This is a genomic window from Nonomuraea candida, assembly GCF_000725485.1.
Classification (GTDB): Bacteria; Actinomycetota; Actinomycetes; order Streptosporangiales; family Streptosporangiaceae; genus Nonomuraea; species Nonomuraea candida.
Map to the genome: position 1 here is coordinate 250,074 of NZ_JOAG01000012.1, position 14,027 is coordinate 264,100.

Sequence of the window (14,027 nt, forward strand, 5' to 3'; positions counted from 1 at the left end):
GGGTTCTCCATCACTTGATGGCGCCGACCGTGACACCACGGGTCAGCGTGCGCTGGAAGATCAGGAAGAAGGCGACCGCGGGCACGATGCCGAGCAGGGCCGAGGCGCTGGACATGGTGGCGTCCATGTACTTCTCGCCCTGGAGGACGCCGAGCGCGACGGGCACGGTCTGGGTGTCGTTGGAGATCAGGAAGATCAGCGGCAGGAAGAACTCGTTCCAGGTCCAGATGAAGAAGAAGATCAGCAGCACGCTGAGCGTGGGCCGGCTGATCGGCACCACGATCCGCAGCAACGAGCGCAGCCGCCCCGCGCCGTCGATCGCCGCCGCCTCCAGGATCTCCTTCGGGAACTGGCCCAGCACCGCGCTCAGCAGGTACGTGCCGAACGCCGCCTGGATCGCGGTCATCACGATGATCACCGCGAGCTGGGTGTCGTACAGGCCGGCGGCCTTGGCCAGGTAGTAGAGCGGGTAGGCCAGGGCCTCCTGCGGCAGCGTGTTGGCCACCAGGAACAGCACCAGGATCCACAGCCGCCCCCTGACCCGGCCGATGCCCAGCGCGTACGCGTTGAGCACCGACAGCACGACCGCCAGCACCGAGACGGACGCGCTGATCAGGAAGCTGTTCCAGAGCTTCGTGCCGAACTCCACCCGGTTCCAGAAGTCCACGATCCCCTGGAGGTAGAGCCCGTCGGGCAGGCTCAGCGGCCCCTGGGAGCTGTACTCGGCCGGCGACTTGACCGCGTTCATCGCCACGACGAGGAACGGGAAAATCATCACGACGGCCAGCACGACCAGCGCGAACAGCACCGCCCAGCGTCCCGGCCCCCTCATGACTCACGCTCCTGCACGCGCAGGAACAGGAACGTCACCACGATGATGATCAGCGCCAGCACGGTGGCGATGGCCGAGCCGTACCCGACGTTGCTCTTCTGGAAGAAGTTCAGGTAGGAGAAGTACGACGGCACCATCGTCGCGTTCCCCGGCCCGCCCCGGGTCAGCACGAAGATCGGCCCGAACACCTTCAGCGCGGCGATCGTGCAGGTCAGCAGCACCACGAAGATCTCCGGCCGGATCTGCGGGATCGTGATGTGCCAGAACCTGCGCCACCACGAGGCCCCGTCGATCTCGGCCGCCTCGTGGTAGGCCGGGTCCACGCGCTGCAGCCCGGCCATGAAGATGACCACCGGATAGCCGAGCTGGAACCAGACCATGACCGCCATGACCGTGGCCAGCGCCAGGTCCGGGTCGCCGAGCCAGTCGAGGTCCAGGCCGAGGATCTGGTTGACGGCGCCGTACGACGGGTGCAGCATCCACCCCCACACCACGCCGGCCACCGCCACCGGCAGCACCTGCGGCAGGTAGTACATCGCGCGCAGCGCCGAGGCCGTGCGGGGCCCGAAGCGCTTGCCGATGTAGTCGAACAGGGCCGCCGCCAGCACCAGGCCGATCGCGGTCGGCACGACGGCCATGGCCACGATCAGTCCCACGTTGTGCTGGAACGACTCCCAGAACCGCTCGTCCTCCAGCAGCCTGGCGTAGTTGTCGAGGCCGATCCACCGGGGTGTGCCCACCCCCGACCAGCGGGTGAAGCTCGCCCCCACGTTCATCAGGAACGGCACGACGATGACGGCCGCGAACAGCAGCAGGCTGGGGATCAGGTAGAGCCAGTATCCCCTCGTGCGCACCCTCATCTAGTTGCCAAGGTCGGCGAGGTTGTCCTCATACGGCTTGGCCAGCCCGTCCAGCACCTCGGCGGAGGTCTTGCTCCCGTTGATGAGCTCCTGGACCCCGGCCACCAGCACGTCGTAGTAGCCGGGCGCGGGCCAGTCGGGGTAGAAGGCCAGGCCGTCGGCGGCGGTGAGCTTGTTGAAGGTCTCGATCAGCTCCTTGCTCCTGGCGTCGGTGATCGCGGCCGGGTCGGCGGCCACGGGCACGCCGCCGGAGTTGCCGAGCAGGTTCTGGATGTCCTTGCTCATGGTGATGTCGATGAAGTCGTAGGCCAGGTCCTTGTTCTCCGACTTCTCGGGCACCACCCAGAGGTTGCCGCTCGACCCGGGCGACATCGTGGCGCCGGGGAACAGGAAGTGGCCCCACTCGAAGTCCTTGATCTCGGAGGCGAGGCGGCCGTACCACCAGCTTCCGCTGATCATCATGGGGAACTTGCCGTTCATGAACGCCACGCCCATGTCCTCGGCCTTCAGCCCGGCCGAGTTCTTGGCGAGGTAGCCCTTCTTCACCCAGTCGGCGAAGGTGTCGGCGGCGTAGGTGAACTCGGGGCCGTGGAAATCGACCTTGCCCTGGTAGGACTGGTAGGCCGCGAGCCACGGCTTCTGCGCCTTGGTCAGCGCGAGCTGGTAGAAGATCTGCTGGGCGGGGTATTCGGCGCCGGCGTTGGCGATGGGGGTCACGCCGGCCTTGACGAACGTGTCCAGCGCGGCGGTGAACTCCTCGAACGTGGCCGGCACCTCGACCTTGTGCTCGGCGAAGAGCTCCTTGTTGTAGTAGACCATCACGAACTCGCCGTAGTTGGGCACGCCGTACCACTTGCCGGAGCCCATCACGCCCCGGTCGTCATACTTGGCGGTGGTCTGCAGGCCGCCGGGCAGCAGCTTGTCCCAGCCCCGCTTGGCGGCCTCCTCGCTCAGGTCGGCGAGCAGGCCCTGCTTCGACAGCAGCCCGGCCGTGGCGTTGCCCTTGTTGTACTCCATGATGTCGGGCGCCTCGTCGGAGTTGAGCACCATGCCGGCCGTCTTCTGGATCTGCTCGAAGCCCTTCTCCTCGAACGTGACGGTCACGTTCGGGTGCGACGCCTCGAACTTCTTGATCGCCTCGGCCCACGCCTTGCCCATGGCGCTGTCGGCCGACTCGTAGTGCCACAGCTTCAGCACTCGCGGCTCGGAGCCGCCCGGGGCCGGGGCCGCCGAGTCTCCTCCCGAGCCGCACGCCGACAGGGCCAGCGCGGCGGCGGCCAGCACCGCGGCGCTTCTCATTCTGACCATGATCCCTCCAGGGGGTGTTACGAGATGACGGCCCGCGCGGGGGCTCCGGCCACCGGGGCCAGTTCGACCCCGGTGACGCGCTTCGGGCCGGTGACGGCGACCCGCAGGTCCGCGCCGTCCCTGGTGGCGACGGCGATCGTCACGCCGTCCGCGTCGTGGACCTCCACGGTCCCGTCGCCGCCCCCGAAGGCGACGAGGGTGATCTCGGCGGGCACGTCCACCGTGTCGCGTTGCGCGGTGACGGGGATGAGCGCGCCGTGCCGTACGAACAGGGGGATCTGGTCGAGCGGCTTGGCGACCGTGACGTAACGGGAGCCGTCGAGCACCTCGCCCGTCCAGTAGTCCACCCACCGGCCGCGCGGCAGGTAGACCTGCCTGGCGCCCTCGGGCGCGGTCATGGGCGCGACGAGCAGGTCACGGCCGAGCAGGTACTGCAGGTCGGCCTGCCAGGCCACCGGGTCGTCGGGGAAGTCCACGCACAGGGCGCGCATCATCGGCGCGCCGGTGCGCGCGGCCTCGACGGCCGCCGAGTAGATGTAGGGCATCAGCCGGTAGCGCAGCTTGAGCGCGGCCACGGCCGCCGCCTCGACCTCGGGGAACTCCCACGGCTCCCGGGTCGTGGTGCCGTGCAGCCGCAGCAGCGGGGAGAGCGCGCCGAACTGGGTCCAGCGCACGTACAGGTCGTCGGTGGGCCGGCCGGTGAAGCCGCCGGCGTCGTGGCTCCAGAACGGCACGCCGGACAGCCCGTGCGCGAGCCCGCCTCTGAGCGTGCTGCCCATGGCGGCGTAGCTGGTGTAGGTGTCGCCGCCCCACTGGGCGCTGTGCCGCTGGCCCCCCAGGTACGACGACCGCGCCCAGACCAGGTTGTGCCCGTGGACCTCCCGGGTGACCTCGGCCACGACGTCGTTGAACAGCAGCGTGTAGACGTTGTGCAGGTCGGCCCCCGGCATGCCGTTGAACGCCACCGCGTCGGCCGGCACGCCCTCGGCGAAGTCGGTCTTGAAGGCGGCCACGCCCTGGCGCAGCAGCGGGCGCAGCAGGCCCTTGAACCACTCGACGGCGGCCGGGTTGGTGAAGTCGACGATGCCGCAGGCCGGGAACGAGCCGTGCCAGCAGTCGGCGACGTAGGTCTCCCCATCCTGATTCTTCAGGAAATATCCGGCAGCGGAGGCTTCCCGGAACGCCGGGCTGAGGTGGGAGATATACGGGTTCATCCACAGGCAGACCTTGAACCCCATCCCGTCCAGCTCGGCCAGCATGCCGTCCGGGTCGGGGAAGTTCTCGGCGTCCCACTTCAGCTCCGACCAGTGCCCGTCGGCCTGCCAGTAGGTGTCCAGGTGCAGCACGTCGCACGGGATGCCGCGCCGCCTGATCGTGCGCGCCCGGGCCAGCACCCGCTCCTGGCTGTCCACGCAGAACCCGGAGGAGATCCAGGTGCCGAACGCCCACTTGGGCGGCAGCGAGGGCCGGCAGGTCAGCAGGTCGTAACGGTCCAGGACCTCCGAGGGCGTCGGCCCGGCGATCACGTAGTAGTCCATGACGTCGTCGGGCACCACGATCTGCACGACGCTGTGCGTGGACTGGCACACGTCGAACTCGGTGGGCGCGCCGCTGTCCACCAGCACGCCGTAGCCCCTGCTCGACAGGTAGAGGGGCACGTTCTTGTACGCCCGCTGCGACTCGGCCCCGAAGGCGTCGAAGTTCCACATGACCGGCCGCTGGCCGCGCTTGTCGAGCCGGGTGAACGACTCGCCGAACCCGGCGAACGCCTCGTCCGGGGCGGCGGCGAAGCTCTCGTGATAGGCCACGGGCGTACCGGCGGCGCTGGAGCGGCCGAACGGCAGCGTGCGCAGCCGGCCGCTGATGTCGGTGTGCCCCCGGTCCTGCTCCACCAGCGTCGCCCCGGCGGCATCGGTGAAGCGCAGGTGCCACGGCGCCAGGCTGATCTCGGCGCGCAGCGGGCCCGCGTCGATGAGGATCGGCCCGTCCGGCGCGACCTCGGCCCGCGCCCCCTGGTACGTGCGCGGCGAGACCAGCGCGATGGCCCGCTCCGAGCGGGGCCTGGCGGTGGCGTCCTCCGACAGGCGGACCCTGATGACCCCCTCGCCGGCCACGCCCACCTGCACGACCAGCGTCTCGTCCGCCGAGGTGACGGCCTTCAGCAGCACCTCCCCGCCGTCGGCCGCGACCAGCTCGGCGGTGGTGATCGCCGACAGGCCGCCCTCGCCGCGTGCGCGCACCGGCAGCTCGGGCGGGTCCGCGACGAAGTACTCGTGCGCGACCAGGGGAGGGCGATAGGGCATGGAAGCTCCTTCGGACGGGGCGCCAAACTCGTGAATTAGTTTGCTGTCCATACCAACAAACGTCAACGGTTTATCCCCGCCTCCGCGGCCCGTCCCGAGAGCCCGCCTCCGCGACCCGTCCCCAGAGCCCGCCTCCCCCGCGGCCCGCCGGCCCGGCGGCCCGGCGGCACGAAAAAAGGGCGCGCGGTGCGGAAGCACCACGCGCCCTGGAAGAGCGGCCGGGGACTAGATCGACACCCCCGGCTGCATGAGCCGGCGGGCCGCCTCGGTGATCGACCCCGACAACGACGGGTAGACGGCGAACGTGTGGGCGAGCTGGTCGACGGTCAGCCGCTGCTGCACCGCCACCGACACGGCCAGGATCAGCTCGGAGGCCCGCGGCGCCACCACGACGCCGCCCAGCACGATCCCGGTGTGCGGGCGGCAGAACAGCTTGACGAAGCCGTCGTTGAAGCCCTGCATCTTGGCCCGCGCGTTGGTGGCCAGCGGCAGCTTGACCACGTTGGCCTCGATCTCGCCCGCCTCGATCGCCCGCTGGGCCACGCCCACCGCCGCGATCTCGGGGTCGGTGAAGATGTTGGAGGCCACCGTGGCCAGCCGCAGCGGCTGCACCGCCTCGCCCAGCGCGTGCCAGACCGCGATCCGGCCCTGCATGGCCGCGACCGAGGCCAGCATGAGCACGCCCGTGCAGTCACCGGCGGCGTACACTCCCGGCGCGGAGGTGCGCGAGACCTTGTCGACCTTGATGAAGCCGCCCCGGTCGAGCTGCACCCCGGCCTCCTCCAGCCCGATGCCGGCGGTGTTGGGGATCATGCCGACGGTCATCAGCGCGTGGGAGCCCTCGGCCGTGCGGCCGTCCTCCAGGGTGACCACCACGCCGTCGTCGGTGCGCTTGACGGAGGAGGCCCGCGAGCGGCCCATGACGTTCATCCCGCGCCGCCGGTAGACCTCTTCCAGCACCTCGGCGCCGTCGGCGTCCTCGTTGGGCATCATCCGGTCGCGGCTGGAGACCAGCGTGACCTCCGCCCCCAGCGACCGGTAGGCCCCGGCGAACTCCGCCCCCGTCACGCCCGAGCCGACCACGATGAGGTGCTCGGGCAGCTCCTCCAGGTCGTAGAGCTGGCGCCAGGTGAGGATGCGCTCGCCGTCGGGCTCGGCCCCGGGCAGCACGCGCGGCGTCGCCCCGGTCGCCACCAGCACCACGTCGGCCCTGATCGTACGGTCACCGGCGCGCACCACCTGCGGGTCGACCAGCCGCCCGCGCGCCTTGACGATCTCCACGCCCTCGGCCTCGACGCGCGCCGCGATGTCGGCCGACTGCGCCTGCGCCAGCTCCTTGACCCGCTTGTTGACCAGCGGCAGATCCACGCCGACCACCCCCGCGTCGCCGTCGGCCCCGCCGGAGAACGACACGCCCAGCGAGGCCGCGTCGAGCAGCGCCTGCTTGCGCACGGAGGTCGCGATCAGCGTCTTGGACGGCACGCAGTCGGTCAGCACGCACGCGCCGCCGGGGCCGTCCTGCTCGACCATCGTGACTTGCGCGCCTAGTTGCGCGGCCACCAGCGCCGCCTCGTAGCCGCCTGGTCCGCCGCCGATGATCACGATCCTCGTCACGTGTCCCATTGTCCCGCACGGCGCGCGAGAAGCTGCAACGGGGCCGAGATCACGCCTCCCCGCCGGCCGGCTCTTACGCGGGCCGGATGACACGAGGCCCGCCACCCCCGATCCGATGGACCGGCACGGCTGCCCAGCGTGGCAGGATGGCGCGGTAGCTGGATGACGAAGCGGCAGCCGGCGAGAGGGGTAGATCGTGGCGTGGCCTTCAGATCACACGGGGAAGCGGAGCGACCTCCGACTTTACGGCGCATACGGCACGAACATGGACCCGGAGCAGATGGCCATGCGCGCCCCCCACTCGCCGGTCTGGGGCGTGGGCTGGCTGCCCGGCTGGCGGCTGACGTTCGGCGGGATGGACCTGGCCTGGGAGGGCGCGGTCGCCACCATCGTCGAGGATCCCGACGAGCACGTGTTCGTGGTCCTCTACGACGTGCCCGACTGGGAGGAGCTCTCGCTCGACCAGTGGGAGGGGGCGGTGCGCGGGGCGTACCACAAGGTGCGCATGCGGGTGCAGACGCTCGACGGCGAGGTGCTGGCCTGGTTCTACGTGCTCGACGGCTACGAGGGCGGCCTGCCCTCGGCCCGCTACCTGGGCAGCCTGGCCGAGGCGGCCGAGCGGGCCGGCGCCCCCGACGACTACGTCAAGGAGCTGCGCCAGCGCCCCTGCACGTCCTACGGCGGCTGACGCCGCGCGCCACCCCGTACGACGGCTGACGCCGCGCGCCCCCGCCCGGGTGAGGCGGGGGCGGCGGCGGCCGGTCAGCGCAGCGGCTGGTCCTTGGTCTCCTTGAGCACGAAGAGGTAGACGAGCGTCGAGATCAGCGCCAGCGCCGACATATACCACGGGAAGAGCCCGGGGTTCTTCGCCTCCTGCAGCGCGGTGCCGATCAGCGGGGCGGTGCCGCCGAAGATCGCCACGGTCAGCGAATACGGGAACCCGGCGCCCGCGGCCCGCACCCGCGTCGGGAACAGCTCCGAGTTCACCGCCGCCGAGATCGAGGTGAAGCCGCTCAGGAAGACCATGCCGATGAGCTGCACGACCAGCAGGCTGCCGTAGGCGTCGGTGAGCAGGCCGAGCAGCGGCACGGGCAGCACGAGGAAGCCCAGCCCGAACGCGATCAGCAGCGGCCGCCGCCCGATCCGGTCCGACAGCATGCCGGCCAGCGGCTGCAGGATCATGAAGAACACCAGCGAGATCGTGCCGATCTGGAGCGAGTCGGCCTTGTCGAAGCCCACCGTGATCTGCGCGTAGGTGGGCAGGAAGCTGGTCCAGGTGTAGTACGCGACGGTCCCGGCGATCGTGATGCCCACGATCGTGGCCGCCGACCTCGGGTGGTGCTTGAGGAAGTCGAACAGCTTGGGCCGCCTGGCCTCGCCGCGCTGGATCTCCTCCGCCACGGCCGAGGTCTCGTCGGCGCCCTTGCGGATCCACAGGCCCACGAGGCTCAGCGCCGCGCCCACGAAGAACGGCACCCGCCAGCCCCAGGAGTTCATGTCGGCCGAGGCCAGCATGGTGGCCAGCAGCGCGGCCAGGCCGGAGGCGAGGAGCTGGCCGATGGTGGTGCTGACGTACTGGAAGCTCGAGAACAGGCCGCGGCGGCCCTTGGGGGCCGACTCCACGAGGAACGTGGTCGCCGCGGCGAACTCGCCGCCCACCGACAGGCCCTGGATGAGCCTGGCCAGGGTGAGGATGATCGGCGCCAGCAGTCCGACGGCCGCGTACGTGGGGGTCAGGCCGACGAGCAGCGAGCCCGCGCCCATCAGCACGATGGTGAACGTCATGGCGGCCTTGCGGCCGTACCTGTCGGCGAAGGCGCCGACGAGCAGGCCGCCCAGGGGCCGCATGAAGAAGCCGACCGCGAAGACGGCGAACGAGCTCAGCAGGGGCACCAGACTGTTGCCCGAGCCCTTCGGAAAGACCTGTTCGGAGAAGTACGTCGCGAGGAAGGTGTAGGCATACCAGTCGTACCACTCGACCACGTTGCCGATGCTGGCCGCCATGAGCTGGCGGCCGCGGCTCTTGGGGATGCCGAGGGGTGACTGAGCCACAGGGGAGGTCGCCACGAGGGCTCCTTTGCTGACAAGTGCGGAGATGGCTTACTGTGCATTCGGACGACCGAAACAGTCAAATATCTCGGCCAATATTTACAATCCCGACACTGAAACGGGTGCAGGTGGACGTTCTGGACCGGCGGCTCGTGGCCGCGCTGCAAGTCAGCCCCCGCGCCTCCTGGGGCGAGATCGGCCGCGCCGTGGGCGAGCACGAGCGCACGGTCGCCCGGCGGCTGCAGCGGCTGATCGCCGACGGGGTCGTGCGGGTCACGGCCATCTACGACGACCTGCGCACCGGGCACGGGCGGCCCGTGCACCTGCACGTCCAGGTGCGCCCCGGCACGGCGGCGCAGGTCGCCAAGGCGCTGGCCGACCGGCCCGACACCCGCTCGGTCTACTCGCTGACCGGAGCCGCCGACATCGGCTGCGAGCTGGTCTCGCCGTCCCGCGAGGACCTGCACCGCATCCTTTCCGCGCAGGTCTCCGACATCGACGGGGTCCTGCAGACGCAGACCCAGGTCGTGCTCCACACGTTCAGGACCGTGGCCGAGTGGCACGCCCCGTACCTCACCGAGCGGGAGCTGGCCGAGCTGCGGCCCGGCCCGCCGCCCGAATGCCTGCCCGACGAGGAGGGCCTGTCACCCCTGGAGCAGGAGATCGCCGAGCTGCTGGCCGCCGACGGCAGGATCGCCTTCACGACCGTGGCCGAGCGGCTGGACGTCTCCGTGCCGACCGCGCGCCGGCGGGTCACCTCGCTCATCGAGCGGCGCCTGCTGCTGCCCCGCGCGGAGGTGGAGCCCGCGCTGCTCGGCCTGGAGGTCGAGGCCATGCTCTGGCTGAAGGTCCGGCCGCACGGCCTCGACCTGGTCGGACAGCAGCTGGCCGGGCACCCCAACGTCCGTTACTGCGCCGCCACGACGGGCACACACTCCCTCATCGTGCAGGTCGTGGCGGCCCACGAGGCCGCCCTGTACCGCTTCATGACCGGCGTCGTCGGCCGCCACGACGAGATCACCGACGTCGACCTCACCCTGATCACCCGCGCCTACAAGCGCGGCCACCTTCACAAGTCCGGACTGCTCACGATGGAGAAGACACCATGACCCCTGCCGAGCGGGAAGTCGCCGACCTGTGCGTGGAGCTCATCCGCGTCGACAGCAGCAACTACGGGGACGGCAGCGGCCCCGGCGAGCGGGCCGCGGCCGAGGTCGTCATGGCCCGGCTGGCCGAGGTGGGGGTCGAGGCGACCTACATCGAGAGCGAGCCCGGCCGCGCCAACGTGGTCACCCGGATCGAGGGCACCGACCCGTCCCTGCCCGCGCTGCTCGTGCACGGTCACCTCGACGTCGTGCCGGCCAACGCCGCCGACTGGTCGGTCGACCCGTTCGCGGGCGAGGTGCGCGACGGCTACATCTGGGGACGCGGCGCGGTGGACATGAAGGACATGGACGCGATGATGCTGGCCGTGCTGCGCGCCATGAAGCGCGAGGGCCGCCGGCCGCGCCGCGACCTGGTCTTCGCCTGGCTGGCCGACGAGGAGGCCGGCGGCGTCCACGGCGCCAAATACCTCACCGCGCACCACCCCGGGCTGTTCGAGGGCGTCACCGAGGCCATCAGCGAGGTCGGCGGCTACTCGCTGGAGGTGGACCCGTCGCTGCGGCTCTACCTCATCGAGACCGCCCAGAAGGGCCTGGCCTGGATGAAGCTGATCGCCGACGGCACGGCCGGCCACGGCTCGATGCTGAACGGCGACAACGCCGTCACCGAGGTCGCCAGGGCGGTGGCCAGGATCGGCGCGCACGAGTGGCCGCTGACCTACACCGAGACCGTCCACCGGTTCCTCACCGAGGTCGCCGACGCGTTCGGCATCCCGTTCGACGAGAACGACCCCCAGCCGATCCTCGACCGGATCGGGCCGCTGGTGCGGTTCGTGGGCGCCACCCTGCGCAACACCACCAACCCGACCCAGCTCGACGCCGGCTACAAGTCCAACGTCATCCCCGGGCAGGCCACGGCCGTGATCGACGGGCGCTTCCTGCCCGGCGCCGAGGAGGAGTTCTTCAAGACCGTCGACGGGCTGCTCGGGCCGAAGGTGCGCCGCGAGTTCATCCACCACGACATCGCGCTGGAGACCTCGTTCGACGGGGTGCTGGTGGAGTCGATGATCGCGGCGCTGAAGGCCGAGGACCCGGCGGCGCGGGCGATCCCGTACTCCATGTCGGGCGGCACCGACAACAAGACGTTCTTCGCCGACCTGGGGGTGCGCGGGTTCGGCTTCGTGCCGCTGCGGCTGCCCGCCGACATGGACTTCGCCTCGATGTTCCACGGCGTGGACGAGCGGGTGCCGGTGGACGCGCTGCAGTTCGGGGTGCGGGTCCTGGACAGGCTCCTCCTAAACTACTGAGCTGTGACCAACAACGCATACGCCCTGGCCGCCGAGGCCGCGACGGCCCTGCGCGCGGCCGCCGGCCTCGACACCTTCCACGTGGCCCTCGTGATGGGGTCGGGGTGGGTGCCCGCCGCCGACGCCATCGGCGAGACGGTCAAGGAGATCCCCTTCACCGACCTGCCCGGCTTCCGCGCGCCCGCCGTGGCGGGACACGGCGGCAAGATCCGCGTCGTGCGCACCCCGGCCGGCCGGCACGCGCTGATCTTCCTCGGCCGCACCCACCTGTACGAAGGGCTCGGCGTCGACGCGGTCGTGCACGGCGTGCGCACGGCCGCCGCGGCCGGCGTGCGCACGGTGGTGCTCACCAACGCCGCCGGCGGGCTGCGCCCCGAGACGCAGAACGTCGGCGACCCCGTCCTGATCAGCGACCACATCAACCTGACCGGGGCCAACCCGATCACCGGCACCACGTTCATCGACCTCACCGAGGTCTACTCGCGCCGCCTGCGCGCGCTGGTGCGCGAGATCGACCCGACCCTGGCCGAGGGCGTCTACGTCGCCTTCCGCGGCCCCACCTACGAGACGCCCGCCGAGATCCGCATGCTGCGCACGCTGGGCGGCGACATGGTGGGCATGTCCACGGTCCTGGAGGCCATCGCCGCCCGCGAGGCCGGCCTCGAGGTGCTCGGCGTCTCCCTGGTCACCAACCCCGGCGCGGGGCTGTCGGGCGAGCCGCTCAACCACGAGGAGGTCCTGGAGGTGGGCCGCGCCACGGCCACCCGCATGGGCGACCTGCTCGCCAAGGCCGTGGACCGGCTGTGACCGGGCCTGACGACCGCCCCGGCGACCGTCCCGGCGACCACCGCGCCGAGGAGGCCGGCCAGGCGGCGGGGCGGGCCGGCGGGCGCGAAGGGCAGGCCGGTGGGCGGGCGGGGCTGCTGGAGGAGGCCCGCCGCTGGCTGGCGCAGGACCCCGACCCCGACACCCGCGCGGAGCTGTCCGCGCTGATCGAGCGGGAAGACCTGGCCGCCCTGGCCGAGCGCTTCGGCGCCAAGCTGGAGTTCGGCACCGCGGGCCTGCGCGGCGAGCTGGGCGCGGGCCCCAACCGGATGAACCGCGTCACCGTCATGCGCGCCGCCGCCGGCCTGGCCGCCGTGCTCGGCCCCGGCAAGCACGTCGTCATCGGCCACGACGCCCGCCACAAGTCCGACGTGTTCGCCCGCGACACGGCGGCCGTGCTGACGGGCGCGGGCCTGCACGCCTCGCTCCTGCCCGGCCCGCTGCCCACGCCGGTGCTGGCCTTCGCCGTACGCCACCTCGACGCCGACGCCGGCGTGACCGTCACCGCCAGCCACAACCCGCCGCGCGACAACGGCTACAAGGTCTACTGGGGCGACGGCTCGCAGATCATCCCGCCGATCGACAGCGAGATCTCGGCCGCCATCGACGCCGTGGGCCGCGTGGACGAGCTGCCGCTGCACTCCCCCGGCACGCTGACCGAGCTGGGCGAGGGCATCGTCGACGACTACATCGACGCGGTGACGTCCCTGCCCCTCGGCGACGCCAGAGACCTGCGCGTGGCCTACACGCCGCTGCACGGGGTCGGCGGGGCCACCCTCACGGGCGCCTTCCTGGCCGCCGGCTTCGACAGCCCCATGGCGGTCGAGGAGCAGCGCAACCCCGACCCCGACTTCCCCACCGTGGCCTTCCCCAACCCGGAGGAGCCCGGGGCGATGGACCTGGCCGCCGCCCTGGCCACCAAGCTCGGCGCGGACCTGGTGCTGGCCAACGACCCCGACGCCGACAGGTGCGCGGCGGGGGTGCCGCTGCCGGGCGGCGGCGTACGCATGCTGACCGGCGACGAGATCGGCGGCCTGCTGGCGGAGCACGTCATCACGCACACCTCCGGCGACCGCATGGTGGCCACCACCATCGTCTCCTCCACCCTGCTCGGCAAGATCGCCAGAGCCCACGGGGTCCGCTACGGCGAGACGCTCACGGGCTTCAAGTGGATCATCAAGGCGGGCCCCGGGCTGGTGTTCGGCTACGAGGAGGCCATCGGCTACAGCGTCGGCTCCGACGCCGGCCTGCCCGTCAGGGACAAGGACGGCATCGGCGCGGCCCTGACGGTGGCGGCCATCGCGGCGGCGGCCAAGCGCGACGGCCGTACGCTGCTCGACCTCCTCGACGACCAGGCCCGCCGCTACGGCCTGCACGCGACGGCCCAGCTGTCGTTCCGGGTGGCCGACCTGTCCCTGATCACCGCCGCCATGTCCCGCCTGCGCGCCGCCCCGCCCGCGGCTCTCGGGGGCCGCACGGTGGAGCGCGCGGACGACCTGGCCCGCGGCGACGGCGGCCTGCCGCCCACGGACGGCCTGCGTTACCTGCTGTCGGGGGACGCCCGCGTGGTCGTGCGGCCGTCCGGCACGGAGCCCAAGCTGAAGTGCTACCTGGAGGTCGTCGTCCCGGTGACCATCACCCCCGCCGACGCCCGAACCCAGGCCGGCCACCACCTCACCACCCTGAAGACCGACCTCACCACCCACCTGGGGCTGTAACGCTCCGTGGAACACCCAGAGGTGGTTGAACCACATGTGGATGTTCCACGGAGCGTTGGTCTCATCCGTGAGACCAACGCGAGGACTAAGTTCACAAAGTTCATGCCT

General features: G+C 71.2%; 11 protein-coding genes. 5 read left to right on the forward strand and 6 right to left on the reverse strand.

The annotated features are described in order from the left end of the window. Positions 1-10 precede the first annotated feature (10 nt). From IO39_RS13080 to IO39_RS13100, 5 genes are all read right to left on the reverse strand, one after another. Positions 11-832 (reverse strand): carbohydrate ABC transporter permease, encoded by an 822-nt coding sequence (locus IO39_RS13080; protein ID WP_043621045.1) that lies wholly within the window; start codon positions 830-832, stop codon positions 11-13. Next, positions 829-1,692 (reverse strand): carbohydrate ABC transporter permease, encoded by an 864-nt coding sequence (locus IO39_RS13085; protein ID WP_043621048.1) that lies wholly within the window; start codon positions 1,690-1,692, stop codon positions 829-831. The genes IO39_RS13080 and IO39_RS13085 overlap by 4 nt, the downstream gene beginning before the upstream one ends. Further along, complete coding sequence (locus tag IO39_RS13090) at positions 1,693-2,991, reverse strand: ABC transporter substrate-binding protein (protein ID WP_245641942.1); 1,299 nt, start codon at positions 2,989-2,991, stop codon at positions 1,693-1,695. A gap of 26 nt (positions 2,992-3,017) precedes the next feature. Continuing rightward, positions 3,018-5,303 carry a TIM-barrel domain-containing protein gene (locus tag IO39_RS13095; protein ID WP_043621054.1) on the reverse strand — a complete coding sequence of 762 codons (2,286 nt, stop codon included), beginning with the start codon at positions 5,301-5,303 and terminating at the stop codon, positions 3,018-3,020. A 225-nt stretch (positions 5,304-5,528) separates the two neighbouring features. After that, positions 5,529-6,917 carry an NAD(P)H-quinone dehydrogenase gene (locus IO39_RS13100; RefSeq protein ID WP_043621057.1) on the reverse strand — a complete coding sequence of 463 codons (1,389 nt, stop codon included), beginning with the start codon at positions 6,915-6,917 and terminating at the stop codon, positions 5,529-5,531. A 196-nt stretch (positions 6,918-7,113) separates the two neighbouring features. Here IO39_RS13100 and IO39_RS13105 point away from each other — a divergent pair, with 196 nt between their 5' ends. After that, positions 7,114-7,605 (forward strand): gamma-glutamylcyclotransferase family protein, encoded by a 492-nt coding sequence (locus IO39_RS13105; protein ID WP_281200074.1) that lies wholly within the window; start codon positions 7,114-7,116, stop codon positions 7,603-7,605. Between the two features lie 74 nt (positions 7,606-7,679). On the opposite strand, the gene IO39_RS13110 is transcribed toward IO39_RS13105, so the two are convergent. Continuing rightward, positions 7,680-8,984, reverse strand: a complete 1,305-nt coding sequence (locus IO39_RS13110; protein WP_245641943.1) for an MFS transporter — start codon at positions 8,982-8,984, stop codon at positions 7,680-7,682. Between the two features lie 104 nt (positions 8,985-9,088). Between IO39_RS13110 and IO39_RS13115 the strand changes: the two genes are divergently transcribed. From IO39_RS13115 to IO39_RS13130, 4 genes are all read left to right on the forward strand, one after another. Beyond that, positions 9,089-10,075 carry an Lrp/AsnC family transcriptional regulator gene (locus IO39_RS13115; protein ID WP_245641944.1) on the forward strand — a complete coding sequence of 329 codons (987 nt, stop codon included), beginning with the start codon at positions 9,089-9,091 and terminating at the stop codon, positions 10,073-10,075. Then, positions 10,072-11,376, forward strand: coding sequence for a M20/M25/M40 family metallo-hydrolase (locus tag IO39_RS13120; protein WP_043621066.1), 1,305 nt, complete (start codon positions 10,072-10,074; stop codon positions 11,374-11,376). Before IO39_RS13115 ends, IO39_RS13120 begins: the two co-directional genes overlap by 4 nt. 3 nt (positions 11,377-11,379) lie before the next feature. Beyond that, positions 11,380-12,183 (forward strand): purine-nucleoside phosphorylase, encoded by an 804-nt coding sequence (locus tag IO39_RS13125; protein WP_043621069.1) that lies wholly within the window; start codon positions 11,380-11,382, stop codon positions 12,181-12,183. A 113-nt stretch (positions 12,184-12,296) separates the two neighbouring features. Continuing rightward, the gene (locus tag IO39_RS13130) at positions 12,297-13,919 is read left to right on the forward strand and encodes a phospho-sugar mutase (RefSeq protein WP_043621360.1); all 1,623 of its coding nucleotides are present in this window, start codon (positions 12,297-12,299) and stop codon (positions 13,917-13,919) included. Positions 13,920-14,027 lie beyond the last annotated feature (108 nt).

What these genes read in the sequence shown, in the direction of transcription:
- IO39_RS13120 (WP_043621066.1), top strand. Translation starts at nt 10,072, where the DNA reads ATGACCCCTGCCGAGCGGGAAGTCGCCGACCTGTGCGTGGAGCTCATC.
- IO39_RS13080 (WP_043621045.1), bottom strand. Translation starts at nt 832, where the DNA reads ATGAGGGGGCCGGGACGCTGGGCGGTGCTGTTCGCGCTGGTCGTGCTG.
- IO39_RS13095 (WP_043621054.1), bottom strand. Translation starts at nt 5,303, where the DNA reads ATGCCCTATCGCCCTCCCCTGGTCGCGCACGAGTACTTCGTCGCGGAC.
- IO39_RS13085 (WP_043621048.1), bottom strand. Translation starts at nt 1,692, where the DNA reads ATGAGGGTGCGCACGAGGGGATACTGGCTCTACCTGATCCCCAGCCTG.
- IO39_RS13090 (WP_245641942.1), bottom strand. Translation starts at nt 2,991, where the DNA reads ATGAGAAGCGCCGCGGTGCTGGCCGCCGCCGCGCTGGCCCTGTCGGCG.